The sequence below is a fragment of the Rhizobacter sp. OV335 genome (genome assembly GCF_900142965.1).
Classification (GTDB): domain Bacteria; phylum Pseudomonadota; class Gammaproteobacteria; order Burkholderiales; family Burkholderiaceae_C; genus Rhizobacter.
Genome location: NZ_FRCQ01000002.1, coordinates 170,244 through 184,733, shown reverse-complemented (window position 1 = coordinate 184,733; position 14,490 = coordinate 170,244). Strand labels below are relative to the sequence as shown.

13 protein-coding genes are annotated in these 14,490 nt (G+C 70.5%); 6 read left to right on the top strand and 7 right to left on the bottom strand.

Annotated elements, in window-relative coordinates; translation table 11 throughout:
• Positions 1–45: 45 nt before the first annotated feature.
• A complete protein-coding gene (locus BUE42_RS02695; RefSeq protein ID WP_073462557.1) occupies positions 46–396 on the top strand; it encodes a hypothetical protein in 351 nt (116 codons plus the stop codon).
• Between the two features lie 58 nt (positions 397–454).
• Here BUE42_RS02695 and BUE42_RS02690 read toward each other — a convergent pair whose 3' ends face one another.
• The 6 genes from BUE42_RS02690 to BUE42_RS02665 all read right to left on the bottom strand — a co-directional run bounded on the left by BUE42_RS02690 (position 455) and on the right by BUE42_RS02665 (position 7,268).
• On the bottom strand, positions 455–991 hold the full coding sequence (locus tag BUE42_RS02690; protein WP_073462556.1) for a porin family protein: 537 nt from the start codon (positions 989–991) through the stop codon (positions 455–457).
• A gap of 182 nt (positions 992–1,173) precedes the next feature.
• Positions 1,174–2,679, bottom strand: a complete 1,506-nt coding sequence (locus BUE42_RS02685; RefSeq protein ID WP_073462555.1) for a class I adenylate-forming enzyme family protein — start codon at positions 2,677–2,679, stop codon at positions 1,174–1,176.
• A gap of 2 nt (positions 2,680–2,681) precedes the next feature.
• A complete protein-coding gene (locus tag BUE42_RS02680; RefSeq protein ID WP_073462554.1) occupies positions 2,682–3,608 on the bottom strand; it encodes a 2-hydroxyacid dehydrogenase in 927 nt (308 codons plus the stop codon).
• A 1-nt stretch (position 3,609) separates the two neighbouring features.
• Complete coding sequence (locus BUE42_RS02675; RefSeq protein ID WP_073462553.1) at positions 3,610–4,596, bottom strand: tripartite tricarboxylate transporter substrate binding protein; 987 nt, start codon at positions 4,594–4,596, stop codon at positions 3,610–3,612.
• On the bottom strand, positions 4,593–6,302 hold the full coding sequence (locus BUE42_RS02670; RefSeq protein WP_073462552.1) for a long-chain fatty acid--CoA ligase: 1,710 nt from the start codon (positions 6,300–6,302) through the stop codon (positions 4,593–4,595). The genes BUE42_RS02675 and BUE42_RS02670 overlap by 4 nt, the downstream gene beginning before the upstream one ends.
• Positions 6,303–6,428: 126 nt before the next feature.
• Complete coding sequence (locus tag BUE42_RS02665; protein ID WP_073462551.1) at positions 6,429–7,268, bottom strand: IclR family transcriptional regulator; 840 nt, start codon at positions 7,266–7,268, stop codon at positions 6,429–6,431.
• Between the two features lie 86 nt (positions 7,269–7,354).
• Here BUE42_RS02665 and BUE42_RS02660 point away from each other — a divergent pair, with 86 nt between their 5' ends.
• The 3 genes from BUE42_RS02660 (at position 7,355) to BUE42_RS02650 (ending at position 10,666) form a co-directional block, all read left to right on the top strand.
• Entirely contained in the window at positions 7,355–8,920 is a 1,566-nt protein-coding gene (locus BUE42_RS02660) for a 3-hydroxyacyl-CoA dehydrogenase (RefSeq protein ID WP_073462550.1), read from the top strand.
• 61 nt (positions 8,921–8,981) lie between these two features.
• Complete coding sequence (locus BUE42_RS02655) at positions 8,982–10,169, top strand: acyl-CoA dehydrogenase (RefSeq protein ID WP_073462549.1); 1,188 nt, start codon at positions 8,982–8,984, stop codon at positions 10,167–10,169.
• A gap of 11 nt (positions 10,170–10,180) precedes the next feature.
• On the top strand, positions 10,181–10,666 hold the full coding sequence (locus BUE42_RS02650; RefSeq protein WP_073462548.1) for a glutathione peroxidase: 486 nt from the start codon (positions 10,181–10,183) through the stop codon (positions 10,664–10,666).
• Here BUE42_RS02650 and BUE42_RS02645 read toward each other — a convergent pair.
• Entirely contained in the window at positions 10,603–12,738 is a 2,136-nt protein-coding gene (locus BUE42_RS02645; protein WP_073462547.1) for a sensor domain-containing diguanylate cyclase, read from the bottom strand. The genes BUE42_RS02650 and BUE42_RS02645 overlap by 64 nt on opposite strands.
• A gap of 166 nt (positions 12,739–12,904) precedes the next feature.
• Between BUE42_RS02645 and BUE42_RS02640 the strand changes: the two genes are divergently transcribed.
• Both BUE42_RS02640 and BUE42_RS02635 read left to right on the top strand, forming a co-directional pair.
• Complete coding sequence (locus BUE42_RS02640; RefSeq protein ID WP_073462546.1) at positions 12,905–14,098, top strand: amino acid aminotransferase; 1,194 nt, start codon at positions 12,905–12,907, stop codon at positions 14,096–14,098.
• Between the two features lie 123 nt (positions 14,099–14,221).
• Positions 14,222–14,479 carry a BufA2 family periplasmic bufferin-type metallophore gene (locus tag BUE42_RS02635; protein WP_073462774.1) on the top strand — a complete coding sequence of 86 codons (258 nt, stop codon included), beginning with the start codon at positions 14,222–14,224 and terminating at the stop codon, positions 14,477–14,479.
• Positions 14,480–14,490 lie beyond the last annotated feature (11 nt).

The following is a 14,490-nucleotide window of genomic DNA, read 5'->3' as shown; positions in this document are numbered from 1 at the left end:
TGCGGTGGCCTATGCTTGCCAACTTCGCCGCTGACCCGTTGTCCCATGCGCCTCCTCCCGACCGCCCTGACTGCCCTCACGCTGTTCGCCGGCTCCGCCCAGGCGCTGACGCTCGATGCGAAGAAGCTCGCCCGCTACGACGCCAGCTACCAGCGCTGCGAGGCGATGTACCCCGCGATGAAGGGTCAGCGCGACGTCGCCTACCTGCGGCTGTACCACGTGCCGGAAGACGAGAAGATGCTGGGCAAGCTGGCCGCGCTGCGCAAGAGCAGCGCCTATGTCGCCGAGCAGAAGCGCCTGAAGAAGACGCCGGTGGCGCCGGCCTCGGCCGCCTCGGGCCCGCTGGCGCAGCAGTGCCAGGGCCTGTGGGGCGAAGCGCAGCGCGCAAAAAAATAGCCGACCCCGCGTCGAGCGGGATCGGCTGCTTCGTGTCAGCGGATCAGGAGATCCGAGATCAGAAGTTGTAGTTGACGCCGATCGTGTACAGCGTGGCCTTGGCCTTGTCGCCCTGGATCTCGCCTTCGGTGTAGTCGACGGCGGCGGTCAGCGCGACTTCCTTGGTCAGCTTGTAGCCGACGCCGGCGCCGACGTAGGCCTTGGTCTTGCTCTCCGAGTCGGAGAGCGCGCCATCCAGCTTCACCTTGTTGCGCGCGACGCCGGCGCGGACCACGCCGTTCCAGTCGGGCGTGAAGTCGCCCAGGAACGCCGCGCCGATGCCGAAGCCCGACATCTTCACGTCGAGGGAGGCACCGCCGCCGCTGAGCTTGGCCTTGCCGAAGTCGGCGTAGTGCGCCTCGACAGCGATGTTCTCGGTCAGCTTGTAGCCACCGAACAGCTTGAAGCCGGTGTCGCTCTTGTCGCAGCTGGGGGCGCCGGAGCAGTCGATGTCGGTGTTGGTGCCGCCGGCGGCCACGCCGACGTAGATGCCTTCGGCTTGCGCACCGGCGCTGGCGGCCATCGCGATGAGGGCGGTGAGGAGGATCTTCTTCATGGGGAATCCTGTGTTGTCTCGTGGAGATGAATCCGGCCGTTGACAGCTGCCGGTGCCGCGGGTGGACCCCTTGGCGGGCGGGATCGTACGTGTAAACCCGCCCCTCACATTCGTGACTTCTGGATACCCGATGAACTCGCCCGCCTTTCACGCGCTTGCAAGAAATCGCACCGGCTTTGTGCTCAGCGCCAGCGCTCGCGCAACTCGCGCTTGAGCACCTTGCCGATCGCACTGCGCGGCAGTTCGTCGACGAGGCGCACGCCGGCCACGCGCTGCGTCTTGCCGACGCGGGCGTTCAGCCACTGCTTCAGGTCCTCGGCCGTGGCGTCCTGCGCGCCGTCGCGCACCACGACGAAGGCCACCGGCGTCTCGCCCCATTCGGTCGACGGCACGCCCACCACCGCCGCATCGGCCACCGCCGGGTGCCCGCGCAGCACCGCCTCCAGGTCGCTCGGGTAGATGTTGAAGCCGCCGCTGATCACGACGTCCTTCTTGCGGTCGAGCAGCACCAGGAAGCCGTCGGCATCGAAGCGCCCGACGTCGCCGGTGCGGATGAAGCGCTTGCCCGCCGCGTCGAACCACTCGGCCTCGCGCGTCTTCTGCGGCTGCCGGTGGTAACCCAGCATCATCCCCGGCGAATGGCCGACCACCTCGCCGGTGGCGCCGGGCGGCAGCTCGCTGCCGTCGTCGTCGATCAGCCGGATGTCGTGCCCTTCGGCGGGACACCCCACCGTGTGCAGCTTGTCCGGGTGCTCGTGCGCCGCGAGGATGCAGGTGCCGCCGCCCTCGGTCATGCCGTAGAACTCGACCAGCCCGCCCGGCCAGCGCGCCAGCACATCGGCCTTCAGCGCGGCGCCGAAGGGTGCGCTGGTGCAGAACTTGTTGATGAAGGCGCCCAGGTCGTGCTGCCCGAAGCCCGGCAGCGCCATCAGCCGCTGGTACTGCACCGGCACCAGCATCGTGTGGGTCGCGCGGTGCTGCGCGGCCAGCGCGAGGTAGCCGGCGGCGTCGAACTTCGGCATCAGCACGACGCAGCCACCGCTGGCCAGCGTCGGGAAGAACACCACCAGCGTCGTGTTCGAGTACAGCGGCGTCGCGAGCAGCGTGATGCCGTCGGGCGTGTAGCCGAACTGCCGGCTGCGTTGCACGTGCGCCCAGCGCATGCCGTGCGACTGCACGATGCCTTTCGGCACGCCGGTGGTGCCGGACGAATAGATGATGTTGAACGGCGCCTCGGGTGGCAGCGGCGGCTCGGCCGGCGGCGAACCGGCCGGCGCGAGCCAGCGCTCGAAGGCCGCATCGTCGTCGAGCGCGATGCGGGGCAGCGCCGACGGCGCGATCAACGCCGACGACGCCGCGTCGACGAACAGCGCGCGCGGCTGCGCATCGGCCAGCATCGCCGCCAGGCTGTCGGCCGTCGACGACGGCGCGAGCGGCGCGACGACCACGCCGGCCCGCAGCGCACCGAGGAACACCGCCGCGTAGCGCGTCGACGTGCCGGCGCACACCGCGATGGCATCGCCCGGCTGTGCGCCATCGCGCTGGAGCGCGGCGGCGATGCGGTCCATCAGCGCATCGAGCGCGCCGTAGGTCAGCAACTCGTTGCCTTGCAGCAGCGCCGCCTGCGCCGGGCGCGCCCGCGCATGGGCGCGGATCCGCGCGGGAAGGGTCTCGAAGGCTTCGTCCATCGTCAGTACCCGGCCGAACGGTCGACGCCGTGCGGCTGTGGCCGCCCGTCGCGTGCGCGGCGCAGCGCATCGAGGCACTGCGCCGCGACGGTGTCGAACGAGGCTTGGGCGGCGATGTGCGGCGTCGCGACCAGCTTCGGGTGCTGCCAGACCCAGTTCGACGGATCGGGCGGCTCGCGCTCGAACACGTCGAGCGCGGCACCGGCCAGGTGGCCCTCGTCGAGCAGCGCCCGCAGGTCGGCTTCCACCAGATGCTCGCCGCGGCCGACGCTGACGACGAAGGCGCCGCGCGGCAACTGCGACAGCGTCGCCCGGTTCAGCAGCCCGCGCGTGGCCGGCGTCAACGGCAGCGTGCAGACCAGCACGTCGCTGCGCGCGAGCAGCGCCGCGAGCCCATCGTCGCCGCTGAACACCTCGACACCGCTGACCGGTTCGCCGCGCCGGCTCCAGCCTGCGACCGAGTAGCCGAGCGGCATGAAGGCCCGCGCCACCGCCTGCCCTACCGCGCCGAGCCCGAGGATGCCGACCCGGCACTGCGCCGCGGCGCGCACCGGATGCCGCAGCCACTGCGCCGCGGCCTGCTGCCGCGCATAGCGCCCGAGGTCCCTGGTGAAGCCCAGTGTGCAGGCCAGCACGTACTGCGCGATCTCGCAGCCCTGGTTCGCATCGACGACGCGCGCCAGCAGCACCGAGTCCGGCAGGTCCGCCGGCATCAGCTTGTCGACGCCCGCGCCGATGCTGCACACCAGCCGCAGGTTCGGGTAGCGCGCCACCTGCCCCGGCTGCAGCCGCCATGCGAGCAGGGCCTCGACGCGCTCCGGTGGCGCGTCGTCGTCGCTCGTCCACACCTCGATGCCTTGGGCGGCGCGCCGCAAGGCCTCGGCATACGGCGCTACAGGCAAGGGCGAGACCAGCGCGAGCACGCCCACGTCAGGCCTTCGCTGCCAGGCCCAGCCGCTCGATCAGCGCCTTGTCCTTCACGAAGGTCTCGCGCGCCCACTTCGCGTAGTCGTCGCCGCTGCGGTACCAGGCCTCCTGGTTCAGCTGGTCGAGCAGCTCGACGTGGCGCGGGTCGTCCATCGCCTTCTTGAACGCATCGTGCAGCGTCTTCACGACCGCCGGGTCCATGCCCTTCGGGCCGACCAGCCCGTACGGCGAGCTCGACACCACGCCGTAGCCCAGGTCCTTCGCGGTCGGCACGTTCGGCCAGCGCTTCGTGCGCCGCTCGCCGAAGGTGACGAGCAGCCGCATCTGGCCGTTGTCGACGAACTTGTCCCAGCCGGTCGCGTCGCTCTGCGCCATCACATGCCCGCCGAGCAGCGCCTGCTGCAGGTCGGCGTTGCCCTTGAACGGGATGTGGTTCAGCGTGACCTTCGCGTTGTCGGCCAGCTCTTCCATCAGCAGGTGCGGCGAGGTGCCGATGCCGGTGGAGCCGTAGTCGACCTTGCCCGGCTCGCGGCGCGCTGCCTCGATGTAGTCGTTGAAGGTCTTGAACGGCGAATCGGCGCGCACCGTGAAGCCGAAGGTGTAGCCCGAGATGCCCATGATGAAGGTGAAGTCGCTGATCGGGTTCCACGCCACCTTCTGCATGTGCGGCAGCCGCAGCATGCCCATCGGGTACTGCGCGATGGTGTAGCCGTCGGGCTTCGCGGTGCCGGCCATCATCCCCGGGCCGAGCGTGCCGCCGGCACCGGGCTGGTTCTGCACGATGACGTTCTGGCCGAGCAGCTTGCCGGCGATGTCGGCCAGCGTGCGCAGGTGGCGGTCGGTGGAGCCGCCAGCCGGCCACGGCACGATCAGCGTGATGGGCTTGCTCGGGAAGCTCTCGGCGCGCAGCACGCGCAGCGGTGCCGCGAGGGCCGCGCCGCCGGCGGCGACGATCAGCGAGCGGCGGCGCAACAGGGGAACGTTGGTCATGGGGTGTCTCCTCGGGGTGTGTTCAGTTCGCGCTCCTGCAGCTCGCGCCACATCACCTTGCCGGTGCCGGACTTGGGCAGCGCGGCGACGAACTCGACGATGCGCGGGCTCTTGTAGGCGGCCATGTGCTCGTGGCTCCAGGCGATCAGCTCCTGCGCGGTCACCGACTCGTGCCCCGCGCGCCGCACGACCAGCGCCTTCACCGTCTCGCCGCGGCGCTCGTCGCGCGCGGCGATCACGCAGGCTTCGAGCACGGCCGGGTGGCGGTACATCAGCGATTCGACCTCGGCCGGCCAGACCTTGAAGCCCGACGCGTTGATCATCCGCTTGAGCCGGTCGACCATGAAGAAGTAGCCGTCGGCATCGACCTGCGCGAGGTCGCCGGTGCGCAGGAAGGCGCGGCCGTCGATCTCGATGAAGGCGTCGCGGGTGGCGGCCTCGTCGTTCCAGTAGCCGCGCATCACCTGCGGGCCGTGCACCACCACCTCGCCGGTCTCGCCGCGCGGCAGCTCGAGCAGCGTGGCCGGGTCGACCACCCGCGCATCGACGTCGAACACCGGGATGCCGAGGCACTGCGGCTTGGGCCGGTGCGGCGGGTTGATGTGCGTCGCGGCCATCGCCTCGGTCATGCCGTAGCCCTCGACGTAATCGAGGCCCGTCAGTTCGCGCAGCCGCGCGGCCACGGCGGCCGGCATCGCCGCGCCGCCGCCGCGGATGCCCTGCAGGCTGGACAGGTCGTAGTCCGCCAGGCGCGGGTTCGACAGGAAGTCGACCACCATCGTCGAGATCGCCTGCAGCACCGTGGCGCGGTGGCGCTGGATGCATTGCGCGGCGGCATCGCGGTCCCAGCGTGCCAGCACCACCATCGTCGCGCCGAGGTACAGCGGGCCGTTCAGGCTGCCGGCCATGCCGGTGACGTGGAAGAACGGCAGCACCGACAGGTAGACGGCATCCTGCGTGCGGCCGAACCACTGCACGCCGCCGACCAGCGTGCTCATCACGCTGCGGTGGGTGTGCATGCAGCCCTTCGGCTGGCCGGTGGTGCCGGAGGTGTAGGGCATCACGCACAGGTCGTGCGGGCCGGCGGTCAGCGGGCCGGTGCGACAGTCTTGCGCGAGGGCGTCGCGCCAGGCGGTCAGCTTCGGCGCGTCGAAGGCGAGCGGGGCGGCCGAGACGATCTCGGGCACCGGCAGGTCGGTCGGCGTGGTCAGCGCATCGGCGTAGGTGACGACGAGCAGCTGCCGCAGGGCGGCCGCATCGGGTTCAACGGATTCCTCGAGCAGCGGCTGCATCTGCGCCAGCAGGTCCTGCGGCACGATGGCGACGCGCGCGCCGCTGTCGTGCACGTAGTGGCGCAGCTCCTCGCTGCGGTTCATCGGGTTGACCGGCACCACCACCGCGTTGGCGCGCAGGATGCCGTAGAACGCCATCACCCACTGCGGGCTGTTCTGCAGGTAGAGCAGCACGCGGTCGCCGGCCTGCACGCCGACGTGCTGAAGCCAACCGGCGATGCGCTCGCTGCCGTCCAGCAGCTGCGCATAGCTCATCACGCTGTCGTAGAAGATGACGGCCGCCTTGTCCGGATAGCGGCGCGCCGACACCTCCAGGTTGTGGAAGAGGTTGGTCTGCGGCAGCGTCAGGTGGTGCGGCAAGCCAGGGGGCCAGTGGGCGAAATGCGCGGGGGCGGAGGCTGGGGCTTGCTGCATGGACGGTGCGGCGGCGTTGTTCCGCGGTGCGGAACACGGTGCTGGGGATCGGACCATGCTAGGAGCCGGACGGGGGCTTGTAAACACGGTGAATCCCGCTGTCGCGAAGGTGTCAGCGGTGGGCCTTCAGCGCAGCAACGACGCCTCCAGCCGGTCCACCATCTCGATCAGCCGCGGCCGCACCTCGCCCAGCAGGAACTCCTTCGACAGCTTGAACGACGGCCCGCCGCAGTTGATCGCCATCGGCGGCAGCCCGCCGCCGGGGCGGAATGCGCGGGCGATGGCGTTCACGTCTTTCTGCCATTCACCGAACGAGGTCGCGACGCCCAGCGTGTGGTGGTCGTCCACCGCCCGGGTGATCGCGCGCTGCAGCTCCGGCCACGCCACTTCGTCGACCTCCTGCACGCGCTCGAGCACGTCCTGGCGCTCGCGCTCGCCGGCCAGCGCGAGCCAGGCGCGGCCGATCGCCGAGGTGGCCACCGGGATGCGCGAGCCGACGTCCAGGCTCAGCGTCAGCGCCGCGCTGCTGCGGCAGTTCTCGACGTAGATCATCGACAGCCGGTCGCGCGTGCCGAGCGACACCATCGCGCGCGAGAAATCCGCCAGCTCCTGCATCGCCGGCCGCGCGAGCTGGCGCACGTCGAGCCGCGCCAGCATCGCGCTGCCGAGCGACAGCGTCGCGGTGCCGAGCCGGTACTTGCCGCTGTCCTCCAGCTGGATCAGGTAGCCCAGGCGCGTGAGCGTGGCGGTCAACCGCGAGACGGTGGACTTGGGCAGCCGGCAGCGCTGCGCGATCTCGTGGTTGCCCAGCGCCTTGTCGCCACTGCGGTAGCAGGCCAGCACCTCCAGCCCGCGCGCGAGCGCGGTGACGAAGTGGCGGTCTTCCTTCGGGCGCGGCAGCGTGCTGCGGCGCGGGCGCGATGACGCGGGTGGAGGAGTGGGCGTGACCGCGGCGGACGATTCCATGGCGTGTGGACAACGTTGATTGACAGTCGAAGACGGCACCGGGAACAATCGGCGGCTGGCGTGAGCTCGCAGAATGGTATTCCGCAATGCAGACCGATCACAAGGGTGAAAGCCCCGGCAATCCTCCCGAAGGGACTCCCCGCGACTTCGCGACCGACGCGCTGACGCTCGGCGTGGTCGGCGCCGGCGTGATGGGCATGGGCATCGTGCAGATCGCGGCGCAGGCCGGGCTGGAGGTGCGGGTCTTCGATGCGCGCGCCGGCGGCGCGGCGGCCGGCTGCGAGAAGCTGGCCGTCACGCTGCGCACGCTGCACGAGCGCGGCAAGCTGAGCGCCGCGCAGGCGGCCGCGGCCACCGCACGCTTCGCGCCGGTGGTCGCCCTCGAGGCGCTGCGCGGCTGCGATGTCGTCATCGAAGCGATCGTCGAAGACCTGGGCGCCAAGCAGGCGCTGTTCGCCGAGCTCGAGGCGCTGGTGCGCGACGACTGCGTGCTCGCGAGCAACACCTCGTCGCTGTCGGTCACCGCGATCGCGGCCTCGCTGCGGCTGCCGTCGCGCGTGGCCGGCTTCCACTTCTTCAACCCGGTGCCGGTGATGAAGGTGGTCGAGGCGGTCGACGGGCTGCTGACCGACCCGGCCGTCACGCTGAACCTGCTGGCGCTTGGCCGGCGCCTGGGCCACACCGCGGTGCGCGCGAAGGACACGCCGGGCTTCATCGTCAACCACGCCGGGCGCGGCTTCGGCACCGAAGGCCTGCGCATCCTGTCGGAAGGCATCGCCGAATTCCACGACGTCGACCGCGTGCTGCGCGACGTGGCCGGCTTCATCGTCGGCCCGTTCGAGCTGATGGACATCACCGCACTCGACGTGTCGCACCCGGTGATGGAATCGATCTACCGCCAGTACTACGACGAGCCGCGCTACCGCCCGCAACCGCTGACGCGCCAGATGCTCGCGGCCGGGCTGGTCGGACGCAAGGCCGGCCGCGGCTTCTACCGCTACGACGGTGGGCAGAAGCAGGCCATCGCCGAAGCGCCTGCCCCGGATGCCCGTCCCGCGGCCGTCTGGCTGGCGCCGGATGCGCCGGCCGCGCTGCGCGCGCTGGTGGCCACCTTGGGCGTGCCGCTCGATGACGGCAGCACGCCGCGCGCCGACAGCCTGTGCGTGGTCGCACCGGTCGGCGACGACGCCACCACCTGCGTGCAGCGGCTCGGGCTCGATGCGCAGCGCAGCGTCGCGGTCGAGACGCTGTTCGACCTGTCGCGCCGCCGCGTCGTGATGACCACGCCGGCCACCACCGCCGCATGGCGCGACGCCGCGCACGGCCTGTTCGCGGCCGACGGCGTGCCGGTCACGGTGATCCGCGACAGCGCCGGCCTGGTCGCGCAGCGTGTCGTCGCGACCATCGTCAACATCGCCTGCGACATCGCGCAGCAGCGCATCGCGACGCCGGCCGACATCGACCTCGCCGTCAAGCTTGGCCTCAACTACCCGCTGCCGCCGCTCGCATGGGGCGACCGGCTCGGCGCGCGCACGGTGCTCGCGATCCTCGAACGCATGCACGCCTTCTACGGCGATCCGCGCTACCGCCCGAGCCCGTGGCTGAAGCGGCGTGCACTGCTCGGGCTGTCGCTGCTGGCGGATGAAGCCTGAGGCCGCCGACAAGCGTTACCCTGCGCCATCGAACCCCGAACCCTCTCCCGGAGATTCCGTCATGTCCACGCCCAAAGCCGCCTTCCAGTGGGACGACCCGTTGCTGCTCGACCAGCAGCTCGACAGCGACGAGCGCCAGGTGCGCGACGCCGCCCGCGACTACGCGCAGGGCCGGCTCGCGCCGCGCGTGCTCGAGGCCTTTCGCCACGAGAAGACCGATGTCGCGATCTTCCGCGAGATGGGCGAGCTGGGCCTGCTCGGCCCGACCATTCCCGAGGCCTACGGCGGTGCCGCGCTGAACTACGTCTGCTACGGGCTGGTGGCGCGCGAGGTCGAGCGCGTCGACTCCGGCTACCGCTCGATGATGAGCGTGCAGTCGTCGCTGGTGATGGTGCCGATCCACGAGTTCGGCAACGAGGCCACCAAACAGAAGTACCTGCCGAAGCTCGCGCGCGGCGAATGGATCGGCTGCTTCGGCCTGACCGAACCCGACCACGGCTCCGACCCCGGCAGCATGGTCACGCGGGCGCGCAAGGTCGACGGCGGCTACAGCCTGAGCGGCGCGAAGATGTGGATCACCAACAGCCCGATCGCCGACGTGTTCGTGGTCTGGGCCAAGGACGACAGCGGCGCGATCCGCGGCTTCGTGCTCGAAAAAGGCTGGAAGGGCCTGAGCGCCCCGGCGGTGCACGGCAAGGTCGGCCTGCGCGCCAGCATCACCGGCGAGATCGTGATGGACAACGTGTTCTGCCCCGAGGAGAACGCCTTCCCCGAGGTGCGCGGCCTGAAGGGCCCGTTCACCTGCCTGAACAGCGCGCGCTACGGCATCGCGTGGGGCGCGCTCGGCGCGGCCGAGGACTGCTGGCACCGCGCGCGCCAGTACGTGCTCGACCGCAAGCAGTTCGGCCGCCCCCTCGCGGCCAACCAGCTGGTGCAGAAGAAGCTGGCCGACATGCAGACCGAGATCACGCTCGGCCTGCAGGGTTGCCTGCGGCTCGGCCGCATGAAGGACGAGGGCACGGCCGCGGTCGAGATCACGTCGATCATGAAGCGCAACTCGTGTGGCAAGAGCCTGGACATCGCCCGCCTGGCGCGCGACATGATGGGCGGCAACGGCATCAGCGACGAGTTCGGCGTCGCGCGGCACCTGGTGAACCTGGAGGTGGTCAACACCTACGAGGGCACGCATGATGTGCACGCGCTGATCCTCGGCCGCGCCCAGACGGGCATCGCGGCTTTTTCGAATTGAAGGGAAACGACATGACCACCGCTTATGACTTCGAAGCCACCACCATCGACGGCAAGCCCGCGCCGCTCGCTGCGCAGCGCGGCAAGGTGCTGCTGATCGTCAACACCGCGAGCGCCTGCGGCTTCACGCCGCAGTTCGCCGGGCTGGAGGCGCTGTGGAAGAAATACACCGACAAGGGCCTGGTGGTGGTCGGCTTCCCGAGCAACCAGTTTGGCCACCAGGATCCCGGCAGCAACGACGAGATCTCGTCGTTCTGCCAGCTGAACTACGGCGTCAGCTTCCCGATGATGGCCAAGACCGACGTGAACGGCAGCGACGCGCACCCGCTCTACAAGTGGCTGACCGCCGAAGCCCCGGGCATCCTCGGCACCAAGGCGATCAAGTGGAACTTCACGAAATTCCTGGTCGGCAAGGACGGCCAGGTGCTCAAGCGCTACGCGCCGACCGACACGCCCGAATCCTTGTCGGCCGACATCGAGGCCGCGCTGGCAGCCTGAATGACTGCGGCCTGAGCGGCTGGCGCCTGAACGAGTTCGGCCGGCGCGTTGCCTGCCGGCGCGACGCACACGCGGTTGCGGCCGGCCGCCTTGGCGACGTAGAGCGCGGTGTCGGCACGCGACAGCAGCGCCTCGAGTGAGTCGCCGGCCGGCAGCACGACCGCGACGCCGACGCTGACCGTCGGGCGGATCGGCCGGCCCACATCATCCTCGACGCTCAAGGCCTCGATCGCCACGCGCAAGCGCTCGGCCGCCGCCACCGCGCCGTCGTGGTCGGTGTCCGGCAGCAGCGCGACGAACTCCTCGCCGCCCCAGCGGCCGAACACGTCGAGCTCGCGCAGGGCACCCTGGCAGGCGCGTGACACCGCCTGCAGCACGCGGTCGCCGGCCGGGTGGCCGTGCTCGTCGTTGACGCGCTTGAACAGGTCGATGTCGAGCAGCAGCACCGAGAAGCTCGCCGCGGTGCGGCCGACCCGCTTCAGCTCGACGCCGCCGCGCGCGGCGATGGCGCGCCGGTTCAGCGCGCCGGTCAGCGGATCGGTGGTGGCCAGCGTCTCCAGCTGGTCCTGCGCCTGCTTCAGCGCGGTCACCTCGGTCAGGCTGCACAGCCAGCCGGGCTCGTCTTCATGCACCAGCGGCACGCAGCGCACCAGCACCCAGAATGGCGTGCTGTCGTCGCGGTGCAGGCACATCTCGCTGACGCGGCCGGCCTCGATCTGCTCCTGCGACGACAGGCTCTTGATCAGGTCGTGCAGTTGCTCGTGCGCGCTGCGGCGGGCGCTGGCCGCGTCGGTGGTGCCGTCGTCGCCGAACAGCCGCAGCAGCGCCGCGTTGGCCATCATGATCGACAGGTCGGCCTGGCGCAGCACCGCGACCGGCGCCGGCGCCGCCTGCAGCACGTCTTCGGCGGCCTTGCGGCGCAGCGACACCAGCGCCTCGCGGCGGCGTTTCTCGGCATAGCCCAGCAGCAGCAGCAGCGCGGCGAGCGCGCCCGCCTCCAGCGGCATGGTGCGCAGCGCGGCCCAGCGCAGCTGCGCGCGGTCGACCACGATGGCATAGCGCCACGGCGTGGATTCGATGTCGTAGACCAGCGCCCAGTCGGCCGCCAGCTCCTGCCGGTTGTTGGCCGGCGCGGTGCGCAGCGCGCTCCAGTCACCCGCACCGGCGCGCTGCGCGACCTGCTGCAGCGTCGGTGCCTTGTCGGAGGCGCCGCCGACCATCGTCGGGTGCGCGATCACGCGGTCGCGGTCGTCGAGGATGAAGGCGGTCGCGATGCCGAGCGCGGGCCGGCGCACGTACTGCGACAGGCTGTCGAGCTGGAAATCCATCGCCGCGATGGCCCGGTAGCGGCCCTCGGCATCGTCGATCGGGATCGCCAGCGTGCTGATCAGCCCGTTGCCCTTGGGATCGTCGTACGAGGCCGACCAGACCGGCGTGCGGCCGGGGTTGCGCTCGACGAGGCCGTCGCGGTAGGGGTCGCGGGCCAGCATGTCGGGCGTGAACAGCTGCAGGTCGTCGGAGGCCGGCGGGTAGATCAGGTGGAAGCCCTGGCCCGACAGGTAGTAGACGGCGGCGGCCGCCGATTGCGTGGTCTTGGCCTGGATCAATGCCGGGCCGAGCGACAGCGCGATCTCGATCTCGCGGCCCTTGTCGAGGCCGGCCTCGCTGTCCGGAGCCGGCTTGACGCCGGCCATGCTGAAGGCCGGCGAATCGGAATGGTTGTTGGCCGACGCGCGCGCGGTGTGGTGCGCGGCCCGCGTGATCGGCAGCAGCACGGTGGTGCCGGGGAGGTCGAGCCGCTCGGCGAGCGCCGCCTGGTGTTCCTTCGACAGCGCGAGGCCCTGCTGCTGGAACAGGCCGTTCGCGACGCCCTGCAGCATGAAGACGCTGTTGCGGGCCGAGCGGGTCGACAGCCCGACCTCGCGCGCCGCCTCGTGCGCGGCCTCCTGCATGTCGCCCCACAGCCGGTCCTGGCGGGCCGACCAGGCGGCCACGAAGACGCCCACCGCCAACGTCACCACGGTGGCGTAAGCGGCCCAGTGCGCCTTGTTGCGGATCGATCTGACAGTCACTCGGAGAACTCGCTTGTCTCTTGCCCTGCGCCGGGGCGGCGCGGGCGCCGGCCGGACATCGGCGGCACCTCGCCCGAGGGATATCGGCCACGCCGGGCGGAGGCTGAAGGGCGTCGCCGATAATTTGCGTCCGACACCGACCACTTCCCCCACCCAAGGCAGCACCATGTTCGAGCACGTCGACGCCTACGCAGGCGACCCCATCCTGACCCTCAACGAGGCCTTCGGCCGCGATCCGCGGCCGCACAAGATCAACCTCAGCATCGGCATCTACTTCGACGACGACGGCCGGCTGCCGGTGATGCGCGCGGTGCGCGAGGCCGAATCGGCGATGCTGCAGACGATCGGCGCGCGCCCGTACCAGCCGATGGAAGGCGCGGCCAACTACCGCCAGGCGGTGCAGCACCTGCTGTTCGGTGCGGCGCACGAGGCGGTGACCAGCGGGCGCGTCGCGACCATCCAGACACTGGGCGGCTCCGGCGGGCTGAAGGTGGGTGGCGATTTCCTGAAGCGCTACTTCCCGAACTCCAATGTGTGGGTCAGCGACCCGACCTGGGACAACCACCGCGCGATGTTCGAGGGCGCGGGCTTCACCGTCAGCACCTACCCGTACTACGACGCGGCCACCGGCGGCGTGCGCTTTCCCGAGATGCTGGCGGCGCTGTCGGTGCTGCCGGAGAAGAGCATCGTGCTGCTGCACGCCTGCTGCCACAACCCGACCGGCGTCGACCTGAGCGCGGCGCAGTGGGCCGAGCTGATCCCGGTGCTGGCGCAGCGCCAGCTGATCCCGTATGTCGACATCGCGTACCAGGGCTTCGGCGACGGCATCTCGCAGGACGCGTTCGCGATCCGCGCGCTGGCCGATGCGGGGCTGAGCTTCTTCGTCGCGAGTTCGTTCTCGAAGAGCTTCTCGCTGTATGGCGAGCGCTGCGGCGGCCTGAGCGTGGTGTGCCCGAACGCGGCCGAGGCGGCGCTGGTGCTCGGCCAGATGAAGGCGACGATCCGCAAGAACTACAGCAGCCCGCCGACGCACGGCGGCCAGATCGTGGCGCGCGTGCTGCAGACGCCGGCGCTGTACGAGCAGTGGGCGGCCGAGCTCGATGCGATGCGCGTGCGCATCAAGGCGATGCGCGAGAAGCTGCATGCGGTGCTGAGCGCGAAGCTGCCGGGCCGCGACTTCGGCTACTTCCTGAGCCAGCGCGGGATGTTCAGCTACACCGGGCTGAGTGTCGAGCAGTGCGACCGGCTGCGCGAGGAACATGCGGTGTACCTCGTGCGCTCGGGGCGCATGTGCGTGGCCGGCCTGAACTCGGGCAATGTCGAGGCGACCGCGGTCGCGATGGCCGAGGTGCTGAAGTAGCCGGTTGCAAGTTCTTTCCGGTGGGTTGGTGTAAGGGCGCGTGGCGGGCACCGACAGAGTGGGGCTGGCGCGAGGGATTCATCCTCGGCTGCACGTCCCCAACACCAACCTGAAGGAATGATCATGCTGAACCTGAAGTCCGGCCTCGCCCTGGCCACCACCGCTGCCGCCCTGTTCTCACTCGGCACCGTCGCCACCAGCGTGCAGGCTGCCGATGAAGGCAGCGTCAAGTGCGCCGGCGTCAACAGCTGCAAGGGCACGTCCGACTGCAAGACCGCGAAGAGCGAATGCAAGGGCCAGAACGGCTGCAAGGGCCAGGGCTGGGTCGGCAAGAAGACGGCCGCCGAATGCGCCAGCGCCGGCGGCACGGTGCTGAAGTAAACCCACGCCCG